Annotated in this window: 18 protein-coding genes and 2 tRNA genes; 7 read left to right on the top strand and 13 right to left on the bottom strand. The window is 43.1% G+C overall.

What is annotated here, in order from left to right; genetic code table 11:
• On the bottom strand, nucleotides 1–791 hold a 791-nt coding region (locus A3G19_RS07480; protein WP_294871663.1), incomplete at its 3' end, for a CZB domain-containing protein.
• A gap of 3 nt (nucleotides 792–794) precedes the next feature.
• Complete coding sequence (locus A3G19_RS07475; protein WP_294871660.1) at nucleotides 795–1,238, bottom strand: GatB/YqeY domain-containing protein; 444 nt, start codon at nucleotides 1,236–1,238, stop codon at nucleotides 795–797.
• A gap of 58 nt (nucleotides 1,239–1,296) precedes the next feature.
• On the opposite strand from A3G19_RS07475, the gene flgH reads away from it, so the two are divergent.
• Nucleotides 1,297–2,013, top strand: coding sequence for a flagellar basal body L-ring protein FlgH (gene flgH / locus A3G19_RS07470; protein WP_015653209.1), 717 nt, complete (start codon nucleotides 1,297–1,299; stop codon nucleotides 2,011–2,013).
• A gap of 125 nt (nucleotides 2,014–2,138) precedes the next feature.
• On the opposite strand, the gene A3G19_RS07465 is transcribed toward flgH, so the two are convergent.
• Genes A3G19_RS07465 through A3G19_RS07440 form a run of 6 tightly spaced genes read right to left on the bottom strand, consistent with a single transcriptional unit; the run spans nucleotide 2,139 to nucleotide 8,171 of the window.
• A complete protein-coding gene (locus A3G19_RS07465; RefSeq protein ID WP_015653210.1) occupies nucleotides 2,139–3,353 on the bottom strand; it encodes a peptidoglycan DD-metalloendopeptidase family protein in 1,215 nt (404 codons plus the stop codon).
• Nucleotides 3,354–4,166: a hypothetical protein gene (locus A3G19_RS07460; RefSeq protein ID WP_015653211.1), complete on the bottom strand. Its 813-nt coding sequence runs from the start codon at nucleotides 4,164–4,166 to the stop codon at nucleotides 3,354–3,356. It lies immediately after the preceding gene.
• The gene (locus tag A3G19_RS07455; protein ID WP_015653212.1) at nucleotides 4,153–4,824 is read right to left on the bottom strand and encodes an ABC transporter ATP-binding protein; all 672 of its coding nucleotides are present in this window, start codon (nucleotides 4,822–4,824) and stop codon (nucleotides 4,153–4,155) included. The genes A3G19_RS07460 and A3G19_RS07455 overlap by 14 nt, the downstream gene beginning before the upstream one ends.
• Entirely contained in the window at nucleotides 4,817–5,992 is a 1,176-nt protein-coding gene (gene trmB, locus A3G19_RS07450; protein ID WP_294871657.1) for a tRNA (guanosine(46)-N7)-methyltransferase TrmB, read from the bottom strand. Before trmB ends, A3G19_RS07455 begins: the two co-directional genes overlap by 8 nt.
• Before the next feature lie 3 nt (nucleotides 5,993–5,995).
• Entirely contained in the window at nucleotides 5,996–7,249 is a 1,254-nt protein-coding gene (locus tag A3G19_RS07445; RefSeq protein WP_015653214.1) for a fibronectin type III domain-containing protein, read from the bottom strand.
• Nucleotides 7,194–8,171, bottom strand: coding sequence for an RluA family pseudouridine synthase (locus A3G19_RS07440; protein WP_015653215.1), 978 nt, complete (start codon nucleotides 8,169–8,171; stop codon nucleotides 7,194–7,196). The genes A3G19_RS07445 and A3G19_RS07440 overlap by 56 nt, the downstream gene beginning before the upstream one ends.
• 90 nt (nucleotides 8,172–8,261) lie before the next feature.
• On the opposite strand from A3G19_RS07440, the gene A3G19_RS07435 reads away from it, so the two are divergent.
• The 3 genes from A3G19_RS07435 to A3G19_RS07425 all read left to right on the top strand — a co-directional run bounded on the left by A3G19_RS07435 (nucleotide 8,262) and on the right by A3G19_RS07425 (nucleotide 10,704).
• Complete coding sequence (locus tag A3G19_RS07435; RefSeq protein WP_015653216.1) at nucleotides 8,262–9,371, top strand: FtsW/RodA/SpoVE family cell cycle protein; 1,110 nt, start codon at nucleotides 8,262–8,264, stop codon at nucleotides 9,369–9,371.
• Nucleotides 9,372–9,406: 35 nt separating this feature from the next.
• Nucleotides 9,407–9,482, top strand: a tRNA-Ile gene (locus tag A3G19_RS07430).
• A 331-nt stretch (nucleotides 9,483–9,813) separates the two neighbouring features.
• A complete protein-coding gene (locus tag A3G19_RS07425; RefSeq protein ID WP_015653217.1) occupies nucleotides 9,814–10,704 on the top strand; it encodes a hypothetical protein in 891 nt (296 codons plus the stop codon).
• Nucleotides 10,705–10,751: 47 nt separating this feature from the next.
• Here the strand turns inward: A3G19_RS07425 and A3G19_RS07420 are convergent, their stop codons facing one another.
• From A3G19_RS07420 to A3G19_RS07405, 4 genes are all read right to left on the bottom strand, one after another.
• Nucleotides 10,752–11,462: a nucleotidyl transferase AbiEii/AbiGii toxin family protein gene (locus tag A3G19_RS07420; protein WP_015653218.1), complete on the bottom strand. Its 711-nt coding sequence runs from the start codon at nucleotides 11,460–11,462 to the stop codon at nucleotides 10,752–10,754.
• Nucleotides 11,459–12,067 carry a hypothetical protein gene (locus tag A3G19_RS07415; RefSeq protein WP_015653219.1) on the bottom strand — a complete coding sequence of 203 codons (609 nt, stop codon included), beginning with the start codon at nucleotides 12,065–12,067 and terminating at the stop codon, nucleotides 11,459–11,461. Before A3G19_RS07415 ends, A3G19_RS07420 begins: the two co-directional genes overlap by 4 nt.
• A gap of 70 nt (nucleotides 12,068–12,137) precedes the next feature.
• Nucleotides 12,138–12,632: a histidine phosphatase family protein gene (locus A3G19_RS07410; RefSeq protein WP_015653220.1), complete on the bottom strand. Its 495-nt coding sequence runs from the start codon at nucleotides 12,630–12,632 to the stop codon at nucleotides 12,138–12,140.
• Between the two features lie 50 nt (nucleotides 12,633–12,682).
• A complete protein-coding gene (locus tag A3G19_RS07405; RefSeq protein WP_015653221.1) occupies nucleotides 12,683–13,255 on the bottom strand; it encodes an NUDIX hydrolase in 573 nt (190 codons plus the stop codon).
• 273 nt (nucleotides 13,256–13,528) lie between these two features.
• Here A3G19_RS07405 and A3G19_RS07400 point away from each other — a divergent pair, with 273 nt between their 5' ends.
• The 3 genes from A3G19_RS07400 to A3G19_RS07390 all read left to right on the top strand — a co-directional run bounded on the left by A3G19_RS07400 (nucleotide 13,529) and on the right by A3G19_RS07390 (nucleotide 15,260).
• Nucleotides 13,529–14,404, top strand: a complete 876-nt coding sequence (locus A3G19_RS07400; protein WP_015653222.1) for an aldo/keto reductase — start codon at nucleotides 13,529–13,531, stop codon at nucleotides 14,402–14,404.
• A 17-nt stretch (nucleotides 14,405–14,421) separates the two neighbouring features.
• Complete coding sequence (locus tag A3G19_RS07395) at nucleotides 14,422–15,135, top strand: DUF3108 domain-containing protein (RefSeq protein ID WP_015653223.1); 714 nt, start codon at nucleotides 14,422–14,424, stop codon at nucleotides 15,133–15,135.
• A gap of 48 nt (nucleotides 15,136–15,183) precedes the next feature.
• Nucleotides 15,184–15,260 (top strand) — tRNA-Gly (locus tag A3G19_RS07390).
• 87 nt (nucleotides 15,261–15,347) lie between these two features.
• On the opposite strand, the gene A3G19_RS07385 is transcribed toward A3G19_RS07390, so the two are convergent.
• A partial coding sequence (locus A3G19_RS07385) for a cadherin-like domain-containing protein (RefSeq protein WP_294871654.1) occupies nucleotides 15,348–16,581 on the bottom strand: 1,234 nt, incomplete at its 5' end.

The raw sequence follows: 16,581 nt of genomic DNA, 5'->3' as shown, positions 1-16,581 counted from the left end.
TATTCACCGATAATGAGCATATCATTGATAATCGCAATTTCATTGCCGATTTCAAGTGAGGTGTAGTCAAGGTACTGTAAGAGTTGAATCATATTTTTATGCTCGATGATCTTGGATCTATTTTGAGCAAAAATATTGGATGCTAACTCATGCAGATTGATGTGAAGCCGTTGGACATCGGCGAAGTGGCTTGTTGTGGAGAGATAGGGGATAGAGGGGTTATGGAGCCATTGGCCAAAAGAACACTTGGTATGATCAAGCTCGCACTGACTCCCTTCTCGTGCAGTCCCTTGTAATTCTGCGATAAGGACCAGCATCCATTCCAAATGGTGCTGATAATGGATCATCAGATGCTTTTCAATCAGGTGTGAGAGGTGAGAAAGACGTATGTGATGTTTCGTTGCTAGTTTACGTAAAAAATGGCGGTAGTACGCTTCTGCAATACGAGATTCCAGATCGGTAAAATGGGCATTGGCATCGTTAATAAAGGAACATTTCTCCTCCGAGGCCAAAAGGCTTAATATTGCTCTGGCGACATTGGAGAGTTCACTGTGAACAAAAAGGTAGGGAAGGTCATTGTGAATACAAAATTCTAGGTAATCTTCAATCGCTTCGCTTTCATCTTGGGTATCAAAGAGATTAAATACACTTAGAAGTTTCTCTTTTTGTTCATTGATGGTTTGCGCATAAGAGGAATCTTGCTTTGCAAAGCATTCACTGGTTTGCACTTCTTGGGTAAAACGCTCTAATGTTGAGCGCATAACCGGTAAATAGGCTTTCCATTCCATCATCAATTAGCTCAAAAGTGCTTTCGCACACTCGTTGATGCGCTTTCCGTCGGCTTGAACTCCCAAAGTTTTAGAAGCGGCACCCATAACACGGCCGATATCTTTCATGGAGGCTGCACCTGTTTCTGCGATAATCGTGCGGATTGCATTTTCAAGCTCTTCGTCACTCAGTTGTTTCGGCAGATAGGTTTCGAAAATAGCCGCTTCTGAAGCCTCTTTTTCGTATAAATCTTCACGTCCGGCATCACGGTATTGGCTCATGGCATCGTTGCGCTGTTTAACCTGCTTTTGGATGATTTTGATAATATCGTCATCACTGAGTTCTTTACGCTCATCAACTTCGATTTGCTTCATTGCACTGCTGAGAAGACGCAAAGCATCGCGCAAAGGGGCATTTTTTTCTTTCATAGCGGTTTTAATGTCATTACTGATTTGTTCTTTTAAATTCATCGGGATCCCTTGGAACTATTTTTGCTTTATTATAGCTAAATATGACTTGGATGGAATTATGCGCATACCTCTTTATTTATCGATTCTTTCCGCATCGTTGTTGTTAAGCGGGTGTACGGCGCATCTTACAGAGCCTGAAATTGCATTTACTCCCCCTAAATATGTTGAAGAGATGCCATCACGCGAAGAAGAGAACAGCTTTGTTGCGCGGGGAAGTTTATTCGGTCAGGGTGATAGCCCATTGTTTTCGGATCACAAAGCAATGCACGTGAATGATATCGTGACGGTTGTGATTTCAGAAACGGCAACCAGCTCAAATAAGGCAAGTAAAGCACTCACAGAAGCCGATACATTGGGGCTAAACGGAGGATTGTTCAGTTCAACCGGGCAAAATTCTGCGGTAAATTCCGCCGTGAATAAACTCAACGGTGTTGCGAATATCGGATTTAGTGCAGGATCAAGCTCGGATTACTCAGGATCGGGATCATCGACTAAAAACGCTACCTTTACGACGACTGTATCGGCACGGATTGTGAAAGTGATGGCAAACGGGAACTATTTCATCACCGGACGACGTGAGATTATGGTGGATGAACAAAAACAGGTTATGCAGCTCAGTGGGGTAATTCGTCCGTATGATATCGATCAAAACAATCAAATCAATTCATCAAAAATCTCGGACGCAAAAATCCTTTATGCGAATGAGGGAGATATTGACCGTTCTGTGAATCAAGGATGGGCAAGCAAAATAGTCGGAGCCGTCTGGCCGTTTTAATAACAGAATATGGAGATTTTTCTCCCGCATCAGAAATATGCGGGTAGCTTTAGGGGGGTGCAGGGGACATTTGTCCCCGCCACTTTGCGGGCTTTGCCCGAAAAGTGTGTAACAACATTAAATTATTAGCGGATCATCTGGAGCGGGTCGATATGGGCGTTACGCTGCGTGACCTGGAACATCAGTTCCCGTCCTACACGTCCGATGATTGATCCTTGCTTGAGCCGTTTGCCTACCTCTACCGTAGGGGCGATTTTATCCAAGTGGGCATAGATCGTATGCAGACCGTTATCATGTTCGATAATAATGACGTTTTCGAGCATTGCGGTAGGTTTTGCCAAGATTACCTTGCCGTTTAGGACCGATCGGACTTTGGCATCGGCTTCGGTCGGTCGAAGGGATACGGAATCATTAAAGATTTTGATCCCATATATTGGATCGGTATAGGGTCCGAAACGTTTGGTCACAACATAGCCATCGAGTGGTGCAATGGTATGTTCCCCTGCGTAACCGGCAACACTGGAAGGACGATAATCCGCAATCGCTTGTTTAACATTTTCCGGGACCGGTTTAGCACCGGGTTTAGCGGCTACAAGCGGTGGAGGAGCTTTTTTAGGTTTTAGTGATTCACGTTTGATAATATTGAGATTGGCAAGGGTGTTTTGGAGTGAACGCTGTTGGTTAAGAATTTTGTCCAACGATTTTTTATACAGACTCTTCTCTTTTTCGAGGAGTGCAATCGCCTTTTCATTCTCTTTTTTGGTTTCAAGTACCTTGTTTTTTTCCTGATCGATTATGGCAATCGATTTTTTTAACACGGTTGTCTGGGTAGAGAGTCCGGCGATTCGTGCGTTGTTTTCGACAAAGAGGGTATTGAGCTGTTTAATCTCTTCATTGATCTGTTTCAGATGGAGTTTTAGTGCCTCTTCGGTGATGATGGCATCGGCCTCTTTCGCTCGGTCATCATTGATGAGCAATGAGATAGAGGTATTGCGGGCGATGGCAAAAACAAGACGCTGCTCAATATCGTTTTGGGTTTTAATCAAAAGCCCTTGTTGCGTCTCCAATCCTTTAAGGGTTGATTTATTGGATTGATACACGGTCTCTTTTGATTTGAGTTCTTCGACGAGGGTACTGATTTGTTGTTGCTGTGTACCGATAACCTGCTTTTGCTGCAGGATTTTTGAGGCGGTTGCTTCGAGCTTTGCAGTAAGAGTTGAATAGGTCTGTTTGGTTTCGGTTAATTTTTTTGAGGTGTTTTGAATCTTTTCATCGATTTTAGCGCCCTGCAGTGAGAGGGCTAACAAAGAGACCAATAACAGCGAAAGGGAAAATTTCATCTATTCCTCTTCACGGTTGCCGATAACGATCGTAAGGGTTAATACAATCGATACACCTAACGCGATTAATAATGAGCGTACGGCATCGTTCACAAAATCAAAAAGCTCGATAGTGATTCCTACGGTTCGCAACAATAGATCCATCCAGCCGTATTGTTCAATGATGAAAAATGCTAGACACAACACGATCGTTGCGATAATCGCATCCACGATCGCCAGACGAAAGAGAACTGCAGAACGAAGCCATACCGGAGCACCGAAAAGGGCCATGATAGACATTCGATCGGCATGTTGAAATTGCCACAAGCGCATCTCTTTGAGGATCAGTAACGAGGTAACGGCCGCGATAGCGATTGAAAAAATCTGAACAACATCTTTAAAGAGGAGCATCAGTTTATAAACGGTGTCATGGGTTTGAGCATACCCTTCTACCCGCTCAATCGCCGAGTGTTTTTGAAGCCGCTTTTGAAGTTTTTCAATCTCATAGGGGGTCGGGAAACGGCTTAGATAGATGCGGTAGAACTTCGGCAGAGTGAGTTTGAGCAAATCAAGATTTTTTTTGCTCATTTCTCCCTCGAGACGTTTTAAGACCTGATCGGTTGCGATAACATCACTGCGTTCAATAATTGAATCCATTGCTTTAAATTCTGTAGGGGTGAGGCTTTTGTTGGCAACTACGATGATTGAATAGTCATTTTTCAGACGTGTTTCGTAGGCTGCGATGGTGCGATCAACCGCAACATAAATCTGAACCGAAAACAAAACGGTAAAAAGGGCGATAATCAGAGAGATATGATTTTTAAGAGACTTCATGGATATTCCCCATCTCGATATGGTAGTGTTTGTATGGAATGTTTATGGTGTTTGGAATATTATGGGTCACAACGACGACCGTTGTTTTGAGCTGTGTATTTGCCCCCTCCAGCAGATTCCAGATTACTTGGGACGAATATTCATCTAAATTTCCCGTCGGTTCATCCGCGAGGATCAAAATCGGATTATGGGCGAGCGCACGTGCCATCGCGACTCGCTGTTGCTCCCCGCCGCTCAGTTCAGGGGGATATTTGCCGCTTTGGTGAATCAGTTTGACATGTCCGAGGAGTTTTTGTACCTGTGTACTGCTGACATCTTTGGTATAGCCTGAGATGATGAGGGGAAGCATGACATTCTTCTCAATGGTCCACTCTTTGATCAGTTTATAATCTTGGAAAACAATCCCAATGTGGCGACGGAGGAAGTTGAGTTTTGAAGTACTGATACGACTCATTTTAACACCGCCAACCATAAGCTGGCCTGCACGAGGTTCGATTGCACCGTAGAACGATTTGAGAAGGGTCGATTTACCGCTTCCGCTTGCTCCGGTTATAAATACGAAACTTCCCGCATCGATTGAGAAGTTGGCCTTTGAGATGATGGTTTCAAACTCTTTGTATGAGAGAGAGAGGTTTTCGGCAATAATGACTTTATCCATGCAGCAACTCGTCTAATAAGATATGGGCTTTGAGATTCGCACTGGTGCGAACCGGTAGGGATGGAAAATAGCGGGCAGAACCGTTTTCAACGAGTACATAGGTACTCTCAGGGCGATCGAAACTTCCCATCGCCAAACGGAGCATCCCGCCATCTTCACCGACACGGAAGATTCTCTCAACATGGATGAATCCCCATTCTTGTTTGTAGGTCTCTTTGGAGAGGCGACCCAGTGCATCGGTAGCAATCGGTGTCGATGAAAATGCAAAATTTCCGCTCATGTCGGGTTCGGGAGATTCAGTTTCACAGGTGAAGGTGACATCATAGATGTTTTTCTCCATTTTCTTCCAGCGGTCTTCGTATTTGCTTACAATGGCTATCTCTTGATTTTTACGGACATCGAAACGGCTTATTGCCGGAGAACTGAATGTCTCTAGGGCAAAACGGTAATAGTTTTCGCTGTCGGTGCGAAGTTCTAAGGTTCCATCGACACAGAGTACCCGCTCCGATTCTCTTAAAAAGTCTTCGGAAATAACACGACGGTGGGGTTTTTTGTCCCATGGCACCGGAAAATGGACATAGATTTTACCGACGATATTTGAGGGGACAAATTCTAGAAAAAGTCGCGCATCGTAATCGAGGATCATGATGTTGGTGAGGTTTTGGATAACGATTTGTTTGAGTGCCTGTTCGATTGAGGGTTTATGAATCTCCAACCCGATAAACAATACCTCAGGATTTGCCGCCGCTTGGTGGAGGAGATGGCGGGCAGAACCGAATCCGACTTCGATTCGGACTTCTTGCTCACGCGGAAAATTATCGGCAAAAAACTGGATCGTTTTTAGGGCATCATGGGTTTTGAGATGGGTATTTTCAGGGGCATTATCGACATTGGAATCCAGTACAACCGATCCTGAGCACTCCGCGTAAGCGAGGAGTGCGTGTTTGAGGATAAAGTTCGGAGAAGGGCGGGTGATTTTATCGCTTTTGAGAAGCTCTTTCGTATCCCCTTTTTTATGAACTAAAAAGAATTCTCTTCCCTTATAGCGTGTTGCAATAAGTGCTCCCTCTTTGTCGTCTTTATAGTCGGCTTGAAAGAGAAACTCTACATCGCCGCAGCGTGTCGGCAAGGTGAGCGGTTTAAACGATTCGATGTGTAAATGCGGCATACTTTATTTGGCCTCGTAGCTAAGTTCGATCGCTGACGTCGGAAGAGAACGGATACCGTCTTTATCGACACTCATGATTTCGTAGAGGTATCCTGTACCCTCTTTGATATCGGTATCGCGAAAACTTGGTGCGGTAATGTTGTTGATATCGATGCTCTCACGGCTGACCCAGCTCGTTTTTGTCGTTTTGACAACGGTATAGGAAACCGTTCGAGGATCGCTGTTTTTCCATTGGAACTCAGCCGCTTTATTCACGATTTTCCCTTCATAGGCAATCGGTGTCTGCGGTTTTGAGAGGGTGGAACCTTGGGTTGCTACCGAAGAGATGGCACTTTCCAATCCATCTTTATCGACAGCGGTGATTTTATAAAAATAGAATTTCCCGTCTTCGGTAATCGTATCGGTAAAATTGGTCGTTTCGAGTTTGACATGATACGCAAACGAACCGTTCGGGTTGGATGAGCGGTAAATGTTGTAATGGCTTAAATCACTGATGGCACTTGCTGCCCATGTGAGAGTGATGGCACGCGGAAGATTGTTGGTCGAGGTGATGTTTTTAATTTCCGGCGGAAGCGGTTTGGTTACAACTTTAGCCGTTTCACTCGGCTCGGTTGCAAGTTTATCAAAGGTTGTCGCTTTAATACGGTAAAAATAAACTTGCCCGTCTTTGAGTTCCGTATCAATAAATTCAGCGTTCAAACGGCCCGTAATTGTAGCGATTTCAGACCATTTTTGGTCGGTCGCGTTTTGGCGTTCGATGATGTAGCCGTTGATTTTTCCGTTCGGATGCGGACGCCAAAGAAGTTTGGCACTGCGCGGCATATTGCCGACCGATTGGAAAAAACTGATCGGAGCGATCATCGGCTGTGTGGCTACAAGGGTTGTTTCACTGGCCACCGACTCGCTTCCCTCTTTGGTTATGGTTGCAAAGCGGTATTGGTATTCGCTTCCGGGTTTGAGATTGCTGTCAACATAATGGGTTGCGAAGCGACTGTCGATGGTTGCAATGCGCTCTAGCTTTTTATCGTCGGTACCCGGAGTGTTACGATAGACGTAATAGCCTGTTACTCTGGGATCGCTTACCGGTTTCCACTCAAACGCTACCGAGGTGATATCGGCGATAAAACCGTTCATGGACGGAGTAGGAAGGGTCGAGTCAATCGTGACAGTTTTTTGCACAGCTGGCTGGGGAGCACAACCGCTAAAGAGACTCAGTGCTAAAGAGACGCTCAATGCGTATCGGATCGATGAGTTCATGCAATTCCTTTGAATCAAAATGTTTATGTAAATAATCTTCCATCACAGGGGCCAGAGGAGCGGTGAAACTGACTCTCTCTTTGGTCGTGGGATGGGTGAAATAGAGGTTGTATGCATGAAGCAAGATACGTTCCATTTTGTCGCTTTTTGCTGAGCTTCCATAGAGGTGATCCCCCATGATATGGCGGCTGATGGACTCTAAATGAACCCGAATCTGATGGGTTCGTCCGGTGTAGAGTTTGCATGCAATCAGCTCTTCGCTCTCATCATGGCTGGGGAGAAGTTTTCGAAATTCGGTTTTGGCATTTTTACCCGTCTCACTAATCGCCATTTTAAGACGATTATGGGCACTCCGTCCGATCGGGCGGTCGATGATGGTGATCTCATCTTTCATCGGCGGAGTTACAACCGCGAGATAAAAGCGACCCATGGTTTTGTCCTGGAGCTGGAGGGAGAGAGCCTCGTGCGCTTCGTTGTTTTTTGCGATCACCATTGCGCCGCTGGTCCCCCTATCGAGGCGGTGGACGATCCCGTGGCGCTCTTCACCGCTGAGGGTTGAGAGGGCAATCCCTTTGTGTTTGAGCCAATCCACGAGGGTCGCCTCTTTGACGCTTGGGGCAGGGTGGACGGTGAGAGAACTGGGTTTATTTATGACGAGGATGTCGTTATCTTCGAACAACACTTCAACCTCAAAATCGACTTCCAATGCCGGAGTCGATTTTTGTTCGGGGAAGCGGATATGAACGTTTTGCGAAGGTTTGAGTTTAAGCCCCGATTTGGAGGTCGGTTTTCCATCCACTGTGACACAGTTTTGTTCGATGAGCTGGGCAATCTGGTTGCGGGTTTGTCCGAGAGACTGCGTTAAAAAAACGTCTAAGCGGATCGCTTCGTCGGTCGTAAAATGGGATTCTTCGTGTGTCAAAACAATGTGCCTTTGGGTATCGTATCTGAATGGTTTAAAATGTTATAAGTCCGCTATGCTACAATTAGCAAAAATTAACGAAGGACCGTAGTGCTTAATATTGATCGCCGAATTTTAGCACACTTTGATTTCATAACCATTATCTTATTGATTCCGCTCATATTTACTTCAGGTTGGCTGATTTACGAGATACATCCTGTTCTAGGGCAAAAACACTTCGTTTACGTTGCGGTGGGTATCGGTGTCTTTATCTCCCTTTTCCTCCTCCCGATCCGTCGAATGTTGTGGATGATTCCGATAGCGTATTGGGGAAGTATTTTACTTCTTATTGCCGTAGAGTTTGTCGGGCACTCCCGTTTGGGGGCCAAACGGTGGATTGAGATCCCTTTTGTCCATTTCACCCTGCAACCCTCTGAACTCTTGAAACCGGCATTTGTGCTGATGCTCGCCTATCTCATTAGTCGTAATCCCCCTCCGCGTGAGGGGTATGGGCTGAAAGATTTTCTGAAACTTTCCTTTTTTATCATTTTGCCGTTTTTGCTGATTGCTAAAGAACCCGATTTGGGGACGGCTACGGTTTTGGCGTTGCTGGGATTCGGTATTTTGTTTATCGCGGGGGTACATTGGAAAATCTGGATAGGATTGGCAGTGACGTTCGTGATCTCATTGCCGCTTATTTACACTCAGCTGCACGATTACCAAAAGCAGCGTTTGACGGACTTTGTGGGTGAAAAACCGAGTTATCAGGTCGAACAGTCGATTATTGCCGTCGGATCAGGGGGCTTTTTCGGTAAAAACAAAGAGGACGCTACCCAAGCGCAGATGAAATTTCTCCCAATCGCATCGAGTGACTTTATTTTTGCCTATGTGGTGGAGAGATTCGGTTTTTTCGGGGCGTTTTTACTGATTGCCCTTTACGGTGCATTGATCGTCCATTTGATGATTATCGCCTTTTGGACGGAGGACTACTACATAAAAGTGGTCGCGGGAGGTCTATCGCTGCTGTTTTTCATCTATATGTCGGTCAATATCGCTATGACGATCGGGTTTGCCCCCGTTGTCGGGGTTCCGCTGCCGATGTTTAGCTACGGGGGGAGCAGTTTTGTGAACTTTATGGTACTTTTAGCCGTTATGGAAAATCTCGTTGCCTATCGGTTCCGATATCTTTATGGGGATACGGGTAAAAAAAGCTTTCTCTAATGATAGAGCGTTTATAATTGCGCTCTTTCAAAAACGGGTCAATAGTTCAGTGGTTAGAGCCCCCCGCTCATAACGGGGTTGTCCCAGGTTCAAGTCCTGGTTGACCCACCACCACATCAAATACTTTCTCATTAAAAGACAAACGAACTGCCGCTAAAAAATTTAACCGCGCATTACAAACAGTAATTGACAGCTTAATTGATAACCCTCACTAAGGTAGATCTACAGAAGACGGCAACCGTGAACTAATCCACAAAGGTTACCCCATCTCGTATTTGATTGTTGGCGAGAATATTGTTATTTTGGGTATTTTCAATCAGAATGAGTTGATGGTTGAATAGGAATAAGTAGACTGCTAGAAATTTATTTTTTATTTTTGCCTTCAAATTTCTTCATTTATTTTTTATGCTAAAATGTATTTTTTAATTAAAAAAGGATTTTTATGCGAATTAGAGAAATGGCTTATTATATCAATCAAGTAAAGTTCGAAGAATGTAGATTATCACTTTCAACTACTACTATAGGTAATATTCAGGCTTTTAAAGTAGCTATTCCATTTCTTCAAAATATTCCGATTTTTCACAAAGAAATTCAAGAGATTTTAGCAGCTGAATTGTATTCAACATCGCAAGATTCTTTAACATTTACTACAACAAGTAGGGCTTATAATGTTTATGCTGATGCAATAAAAGTTATTAATAAAGCCTCTTTGCTATTGGATTTGTCGAATGAGATATATCCTCCGCTTTCTGAAAATACCATTAGTATTAAATTACCTGAAACTAGTGACATGAGGGCTTTATACCATTCTATTAAATCATTTGAACAGGCTTTCTCAATCTTACTCACAGATGATGCTATTAATTCAGCTATTTCAATTGAAAATTGGGAACATGGTTCATTTTGGATAAATTTATATGCTGGATCAGCACTTGCAGTAGGGGTAATTTCAGGAACAGTATGGGCTTCTGCTGTCATAGCAAATAAATATCAAGAAGTTAAAATTCATGAGCAATATGTAAGAAGCCTTAATATAAAAAATGAAAGTTTAGAAGATTTATTACAAGCACAAAAAGAGCTAACAGATGAACTTATAAATATGGAAACAAGGGCTATCATAGATAAGCATTTAGGTGGTTCTGCTGATCAAGAAAAATTTGAAAGAGTTAAGTTAGCAATAAAAACAATTGCTGAGCTAATAAATCAAGGAGCCGAGATTAATCCTGCGCTTGATGCGCCTGAAAATGTACAAAATCTTTTTCCTGATTTTTCGAGATTAGATTCTATTCAATCTCGGATTCCACGAATTGTACATAAAAAAAATGAAGATTAGTTGATTATAGAAAAAACGGGACAGACTACTTTTTTACAATAGAAATTTTATTGAAAAAGTTTTACCAACTTCATACGCATTTCCTCAAATGTTTGAGGCTTTCCGACTAGTCCCGCCAATCCTTCATCACGTTCTGCCAAATATTTTCTAGTTTTAAAACTCTCTAGCCACATCGTTTGGAAATATTCTTCTGTGCAATAAAGCGGTTCATGTTGCATTATCAGCGATTTGGTTGTCTCTGGCGTAAAGCGATAATCATTTAGTTCGTAGAATCGGAGCATATCGTAGAGATCACGTGATTTGGTTCGTTTGTAGAACATCAAAGATTTCATTTTAAAGATCGTCTCCAGTGAAGCTATCTTGATATTTCCGATGGTTGTATAGACATCAGCGGAAAGAAATTCTTTTGTGCCGGTATTACTTCCACCGTCGAAAAATTGAATCTTTATACCGTTGACCATCCATGTTTGAAGATAGTATTCGACATTGTCCCCACCGAGTAAGAAATCTTCCTTGATTGCTTGAGAAGGTTGGATGTAATCGATATTGCTCATACCGAATTTCTCTACACAAAACTCAATAAATGATTGAATATCTTCTAAGGGGAGTTCTTGCGTGAGGCAAAAATCCAAATCTTCGGAAATGCGGTGATTGATATGATAGGAAAGGGCGGTTCCACCCACCAATCTAAAATCATGCTTGCTAAAAATCTCATGATCTTGGATGATCGGTAGAATCTGTTTGATGGCTTCGGTCATGCGCTAAGTCCTGTCATCTTTTTAATCTGAAAGAGGGTGTTAAACGGTACTTTTTTCTCTTGAGCCATTTTTACTAGCTCATCGGCAGTATAGTGTTTGGTCAGATACGTCATATAACGTTTTTTAGGATGGCGTAGAAGTTCCTCTAATGATGGTAACGGATGATTCTGAAAATAGGTTTCCGAGTCTATGGCGAATTCAATCTGCTCTGAAGCTTCATTATAATCTTCGATTGGCATGGTATGTTCGAGTTTCATCAAGATGGAACGGACGCGTTCGATCCCGAATAGACGGATCAGTGTTTGGGTATCCTCTTGATTTGGTGTTGAGAGATAAATGGAAATGAGACTATTAATCTCTATAAGCAAATGATCTTGCCGTGACCATAAGAGATCAATACTAAACCACTCTTTTCGAAGTTTGACGAAACGGGTTTTAGGGCTAAATTTTGACGGTATATTTTTAAGCTGTAAATACTCTTCAGCCTCATCAAGGCTAATAGTACGAAGGAGGGTAAGGAGCTTTTGACGTTTTGGATTGGATTCCCAATCGCTGAGCGTACTATCAGCAATTTGAAACATTTTAGTGATTTCAGCAGTTGTCATATTCTCTTCCTCCTCGAAATTTATACAGTTATTATATCCGAATATCGGAATTTACACAATTTTTACATAATCACCGATATTTCTTCGGAAAATCAAACCCGATTATTTCAGCCGAATTTGCCCCGATACTCTCCCAGCTATCATTTTTCAACCGCATCGCTACAACCCCGCAGGTGGGAATGTTATCGATATCGCCGTCCGTGATAAGGTTGGCGCATTCGGTGAATTCTGGATTATGTCCGAAAACAAAAAGGGTATCGACACTCACAGGTATGTCTCGTATGAGGGTGAGGATGGTTTCGACATCGGAGGCGTAGAGGGCGTGATCGTAGCGGATCGACTCCGATGGATACGAGAGGGCTTCGGCAATGGCTATCGCGGTGGTTTTGGCGCGCAGAGCAGGGCTGGATAGGATGAGGTCGGGATGGATACCGCTCTCCAAAAGCTTCGACCCCATAAACGGAGCGTCATTGGAGCCCCGTTTGTTTAGGGGGCGGTCATAATCGCTCAAGGAGGGATCGTTCCGATCCGATTTGGCGTGACGGATGAGGTAGAGTGTTTTCATAGTAATAAGCTCCTATTTAAGAGGGAGTAATGGATTGTTGTTTATAAAGACTAAAAAGATATCCCCAATATCTCGGACAAAAGAACATCAAGGTCTTGGCGGGATGAACCCGCGAAAGCATTTTGCATAAAGAGATTGAGCCCTTTGTTATCGTGTTTGAGGAGCGGAACAATCTTAATCCCTGTGATCTCCGACATAAAATGCGATTCATCTCCCTCTTCGTAAGCATGCAGGAGAATAGAGCGGGAGAAGTTGTTGAGGATATGGTAGTAGATATGCAAGAACTCCGCTTCAAGTACTTTTAGCCCGTAGAGGTGAGTGACAATACGGGTTTCGTGGCTTACGATAGGGTGGACTTGGGAAGGTTTGATCGTGATGCCGATCTCCTCTTTGATCTCCCGTACAAGAGCTTCCATGAGGGTTTCATTTTCATTCACCGTGCCTCCGGGGAATCCCATCCGTCCATCCCATCGATCGATCATAATCATGGCGGGACATTTTAGGTGCTGCATATTGTCTTTAAAATATTTCCATGGGGAAATAGATTCGACGTAGATAGCTAAAAAAACGGCATTTCTTTTCGGATGATCACTCCATCCAAACGGTACTCTTTGGGTTGTCATGGTTCTCGCATTAATTTATGTATAGAATTTTATCGGTTAAATATCGCAGTCATCTTCATCATTATAATTGTCTCTTTTACGATTGATGAATTTAACAAATAGGTACAAAAGAGCAAGTACACCGAATAAAATATAATAGGAATCCATACTATCCTCTTTGGATTATAGATGGATAAATTATAGCACTCAATTATGAATTTAATGATTTTACAAAGTTGGATTCGAATTTGCATAGACTATACTGTTTTAATAATTTTTACGGAGGATTTTCACATGATGCCGACGCTGACAACCAACCAAAATATCACAATGCCCGCTCTCATCTATGGGACGGCATGGAAAAAAGAGCGTACCGCAGATTTGGTGGAGATGGCGATATTGAGCGGATTTCGAGGGATCGATACGGCGTGTCAGCCCAAACACTATGAAGAGCCGCTGGTCGGTGAAGCATTGGTTCGATTGGCCGCTGGGGGGATAGGGCGTGAAGAACTCTTTCTCCAAACCAAATTTACCCCCCTCTCAGGGCAAGATCCTAAGCAGATACCGTATGATCCGAATGCGGCTTTGGAGGTACAGGTTGAACAGTCATTTAAGACGTCACAGCGAAATTTGAAAACCGACTATGTTGATTCATTGGTGCTTCACTCTCCCCTTTTCCCGTACGCGAATCTCTCGACAGTATGGTCAGCGATGGAAAAAATCTATCTCAGCGGCGGTACGCGACAACTGGGAATTAGCAATTGCTATGATGTGGAACTTCTGAAGCGTTTGTACCGTGATGCCGAAGTGAAACCCTCCGTGGTGCAAAACCGGTTTTACGATCAGAGCGGATACGACATAGAACTTCGGGCATGGTGTGATGAGGTCGGAATCCTCTATCAGAGTTTTTGGAGCCTCACGGCCAATCCCCATATTTTAGCGAGTCGAGAGTTTTTTGCCCTGACCCAAGAGTACAATAAAACCGAAGCTCAGATACTTTATCGTTATTTGAATCATATCGGTATCGTGCCGTTGATCGGCTCTACTTCGCAGAAGCACATTACGGAAGATTTGGATATTTTCAGCTTTGAATTAAAAGCAGACGAAATCACAGCTATTAGTTCGCTTTTATTTGATCCGCAAATCCTTCACGATTCGGATGTACGCTAACACAAAAGGATTTAGTCATGAAAACAATTATCTTTGTGTTAGCCCTGTTGTCTCAGATTGCAAATGCAAAAGTGATCAGTGCTACGTATGCAGTATCGTACGGGATTTTTCAAACCATGGGGATTGCCGATGCGCGGTTCGAGACCCGTGATGATGATACGTATAGTATTCGAATCGAAGCAAGAACAACCGGAATCGCCCAAGTACTCAGCAACAACCGTGTTGAAATCTATGAAAGCCACGGATCGATTATCAATGGAGAATTGGTTCCCAAAAAATACATCAAAATCCGACGAACCGATTCGAAAAAAACGACGAAAATCTACACCTTCGATCACGCTAATAAAGTCGTTTGGCGAGAGAATGTTGATGGCTATGAATGGGAAAAAGTCACACATGATTATTATGCTTCCGAAGATATTTTGAGCCTCTTTTTTAATGTCAAACAATATATGAAATCACGCCAAAACCAAGTATTGTATGCGATTGGAGCCAATAAAAATAATGGCAGAATCGATGTCGTATTCCCTAAGGGAGAAGAGATTGAGAAGTTAAAAAAAGAGCTTGAAATTGAAGAGGGTATTTTTGTCAAAGTGGTCTTAAATGATAGAATTTTTAGCAGTGCGAATGGGGAGTTGCTCATCAATTTGGACCAAGACGGATTATGTGAAAAAGCGATTTTGGAAGATGTTTTATTGTTTGGGGATATTGTCGGTAAGCGTATTCGATAAGTTCTTATCTTATTTTTAGACTTCAGAGGGTATAATTCTGCCAGTGATGCGGGAATAGCTCAGTTGGCTAGAGCGTCAGCCTTCCAAGCTGAATGTCGCGAGTTCGAGTCTCGTTTCCCGCTCCACTCTCTCTTTTTAACTAATCCACAAAAAATCTTACTTTTATTTTACACCTTGGTTATATCGACAGAGCCGAAGCTCCATCGTTTTTGTTATGGAATGATAGTAACCTCTTCATCGACGTGTAAGAATACATCATTACCGTTCACTGAGCCGCTGTAACTATCATATCCTGTGAGTTGATCTGTTGCAAGAGACCATGAGCCTGAAAGATCTATAGTGTCACCCGCATCTCCATTCACATAAAGCGTTCCGTCACTGATTGTATCGACGTGATCAGGAGAGACGTTCAATATGGTTGTATCTCCATTTTTCATGTCGATTTGATTGATGGTGCTGTTGGTGTCTGAAAGAAGAGCGCTGATATTAGAGAGATCGATTGTCTGTTCGCCATCGATGAGCAGAACGTCACCGAGAAAGGTGGTTCCTGCAGATGGAAGCAATGTAACGGTTACTACTGCAGTACTTGTTCCGCCATTTCCATCACTGATGGTATAACTGAACGTGTCGATAGCAGGAGCTATAATAGTATCATATGCATCTGTAGGATCATAAAGAATATTTCCGTTTGAATCCATTGTGACACTGCCTAACGTTAAACTATCATCGACACTAATGATATTGAGAGTATCTCCATCAGGATCTGTATCATTTGAGAGCAAATCTGCTTCTGAAAAATAGAGGAGAGAACCCTCTGTTAGTGTCGTTGTTCCGCTGTTTGAAGCGAGCAACTGATCAATTGAAAATGATTTGTCATTCGTTTCATCATTGAGAACTTGAATTGTATCGAATGCGACATCTGAGTTAATGGTGAGAATATCACCATAATGACCATTTTGCAAAATATTAAAGGTAACAGTGTAATCAGAAGAATCTATGATAGTGTCACCATCTTTGAGAATCAATGTAACCGTGTCCTGAGTTGAATTAAAATTTCCTAAATCAATCAAAAGCAATTTTATATCTTGGTCAAAAACAAATTGAAGCCCCTCGCCCGGATCGATTTGTTGACCCGAATCGTTGGATAGGCCATCAACACCCATAGTCGGTCCGCTGCCATCCACTAAAAAACCTTCTCCACCGAGAGCGGTGATAGTAACATTATCGTTGGAATAGTCATTTCCCGCATTGAGATCATAATTCCATGCCGATGTATAGGTGATGACGTCGGTATTCCCTGCGTCATTGACAGCTATTGGAGCATCGTTGGTAGGAGTAACGACAGGAGTATCACTGTCGATATCAAATGCACCGTCCGTATCGGTTACTTTAAGATCAATGGTATCGAGTGTTCCACCCAAGTTGATTACGTCCACACCCGCTTGG

The sequence above is a fragment of the Sulfuricurvum sp. RIFCSPLOWO2_12_FULL_43_24 genome (genome assembly GCF_001829605.1).
Classification (GTDB): domain Bacteria; phylum Campylobacterota; class Campylobacteria; order Campylobacterales; family Sulfurimonadaceae; genus Sulfuricurvum.
Note: the sequence above shows the minus strand (reverse complement) of the source record. Positions and strands in the feature narration are given on the sequence as shown.

Coding starts and splice junctions, on each gene's coding strand:
- A3G19_RS07475 (WP_294871660.1), bottom strand. CDS start 1,238: ATGAATTTAAAAGAACAAATCAGTAATGACATTAAAACCGCTATGAAA.
- flgH (WP_015653209.1), top strand. CDS start 1,297: ATGCGCATACCTCTTTATTTATCGATTCTTTCCGCATCGTTGTTGTTA.
- A3G19_RS07465 (WP_015653210.1), bottom strand. CDS start 3,353: ATGAAATTTTCCCTTTCGCTGTTATTGGTCTCTTTGTTAGCCCTCTCA.
- A3G19_RS07460 (WP_015653211.1), bottom strand. CDS start 4,166: ATGAAGTCTCTTAAAAATCATATCTCTCTGATTATCGCCCTTTTTACC.
- A3G19_RS07455 (WP_015653212.1), bottom strand. CDS start 4,824: ATGGATAAAGTCATTATTGCCGAAAACCTCTCTCTCTCATACAAAGAG.
- trmB (WP_294871657.1), bottom strand. CDS start 5,992: ATGCCGCATTTACACATCGAATCGTTTAAACCGCTCACCTTGCCGACA.
- A3G19_RS07445 (WP_015653214.1), bottom strand. CDS start 7,249: ATGAACTCATCGATCCGATACGCATTGAGCGTCTCTTTAGCACTGAGT.
- A3G19_RS07425 (WP_015653217.1), top strand. CDS start 9,814: ATGCGAATTAGAGAAATGGCTTATTATATCAATCAAGTAAAGTTCGAA.
- A3G19_RS07420 (WP_015653218.1), bottom strand. CDS start 11,462: ATGACCGAAGCCATCAAACAGATTCTACCGATCATCCAAGATCATGAG.
- A3G19_RS07415 (WP_015653219.1), bottom strand. CDS start 12,067: ATGACAACTGCTGAAATCACTAAAATGTTTCAAATTGCTGATAGTACG.
- A3G19_RS07410 (WP_015653220.1), bottom strand. CDS start 12,632: ATGAAAACACTCTACCTCATCCGTCACGCCAAATCGGATCGGAACGAT.
- A3G19_RS07405 (WP_015653221.1), bottom strand. CDS start 13,255: ATGACAACCCAAAGAGTACCGTTTGGATGGAGTGATCATCCGAAAAGA.
- A3G19_RS07400 (WP_015653222.1), top strand. CDS start 13,529: ATGATGCCGACGCTGACAACCAACCAAAATATCACAATGCCCGCTCTC.
- A3G19_RS07395 (WP_015653223.1), top strand. CDS start 14,422: ATGAAAACAATTATCTTTGTGTTAGCCCTGTTGTCTCAGATTGCAAAT.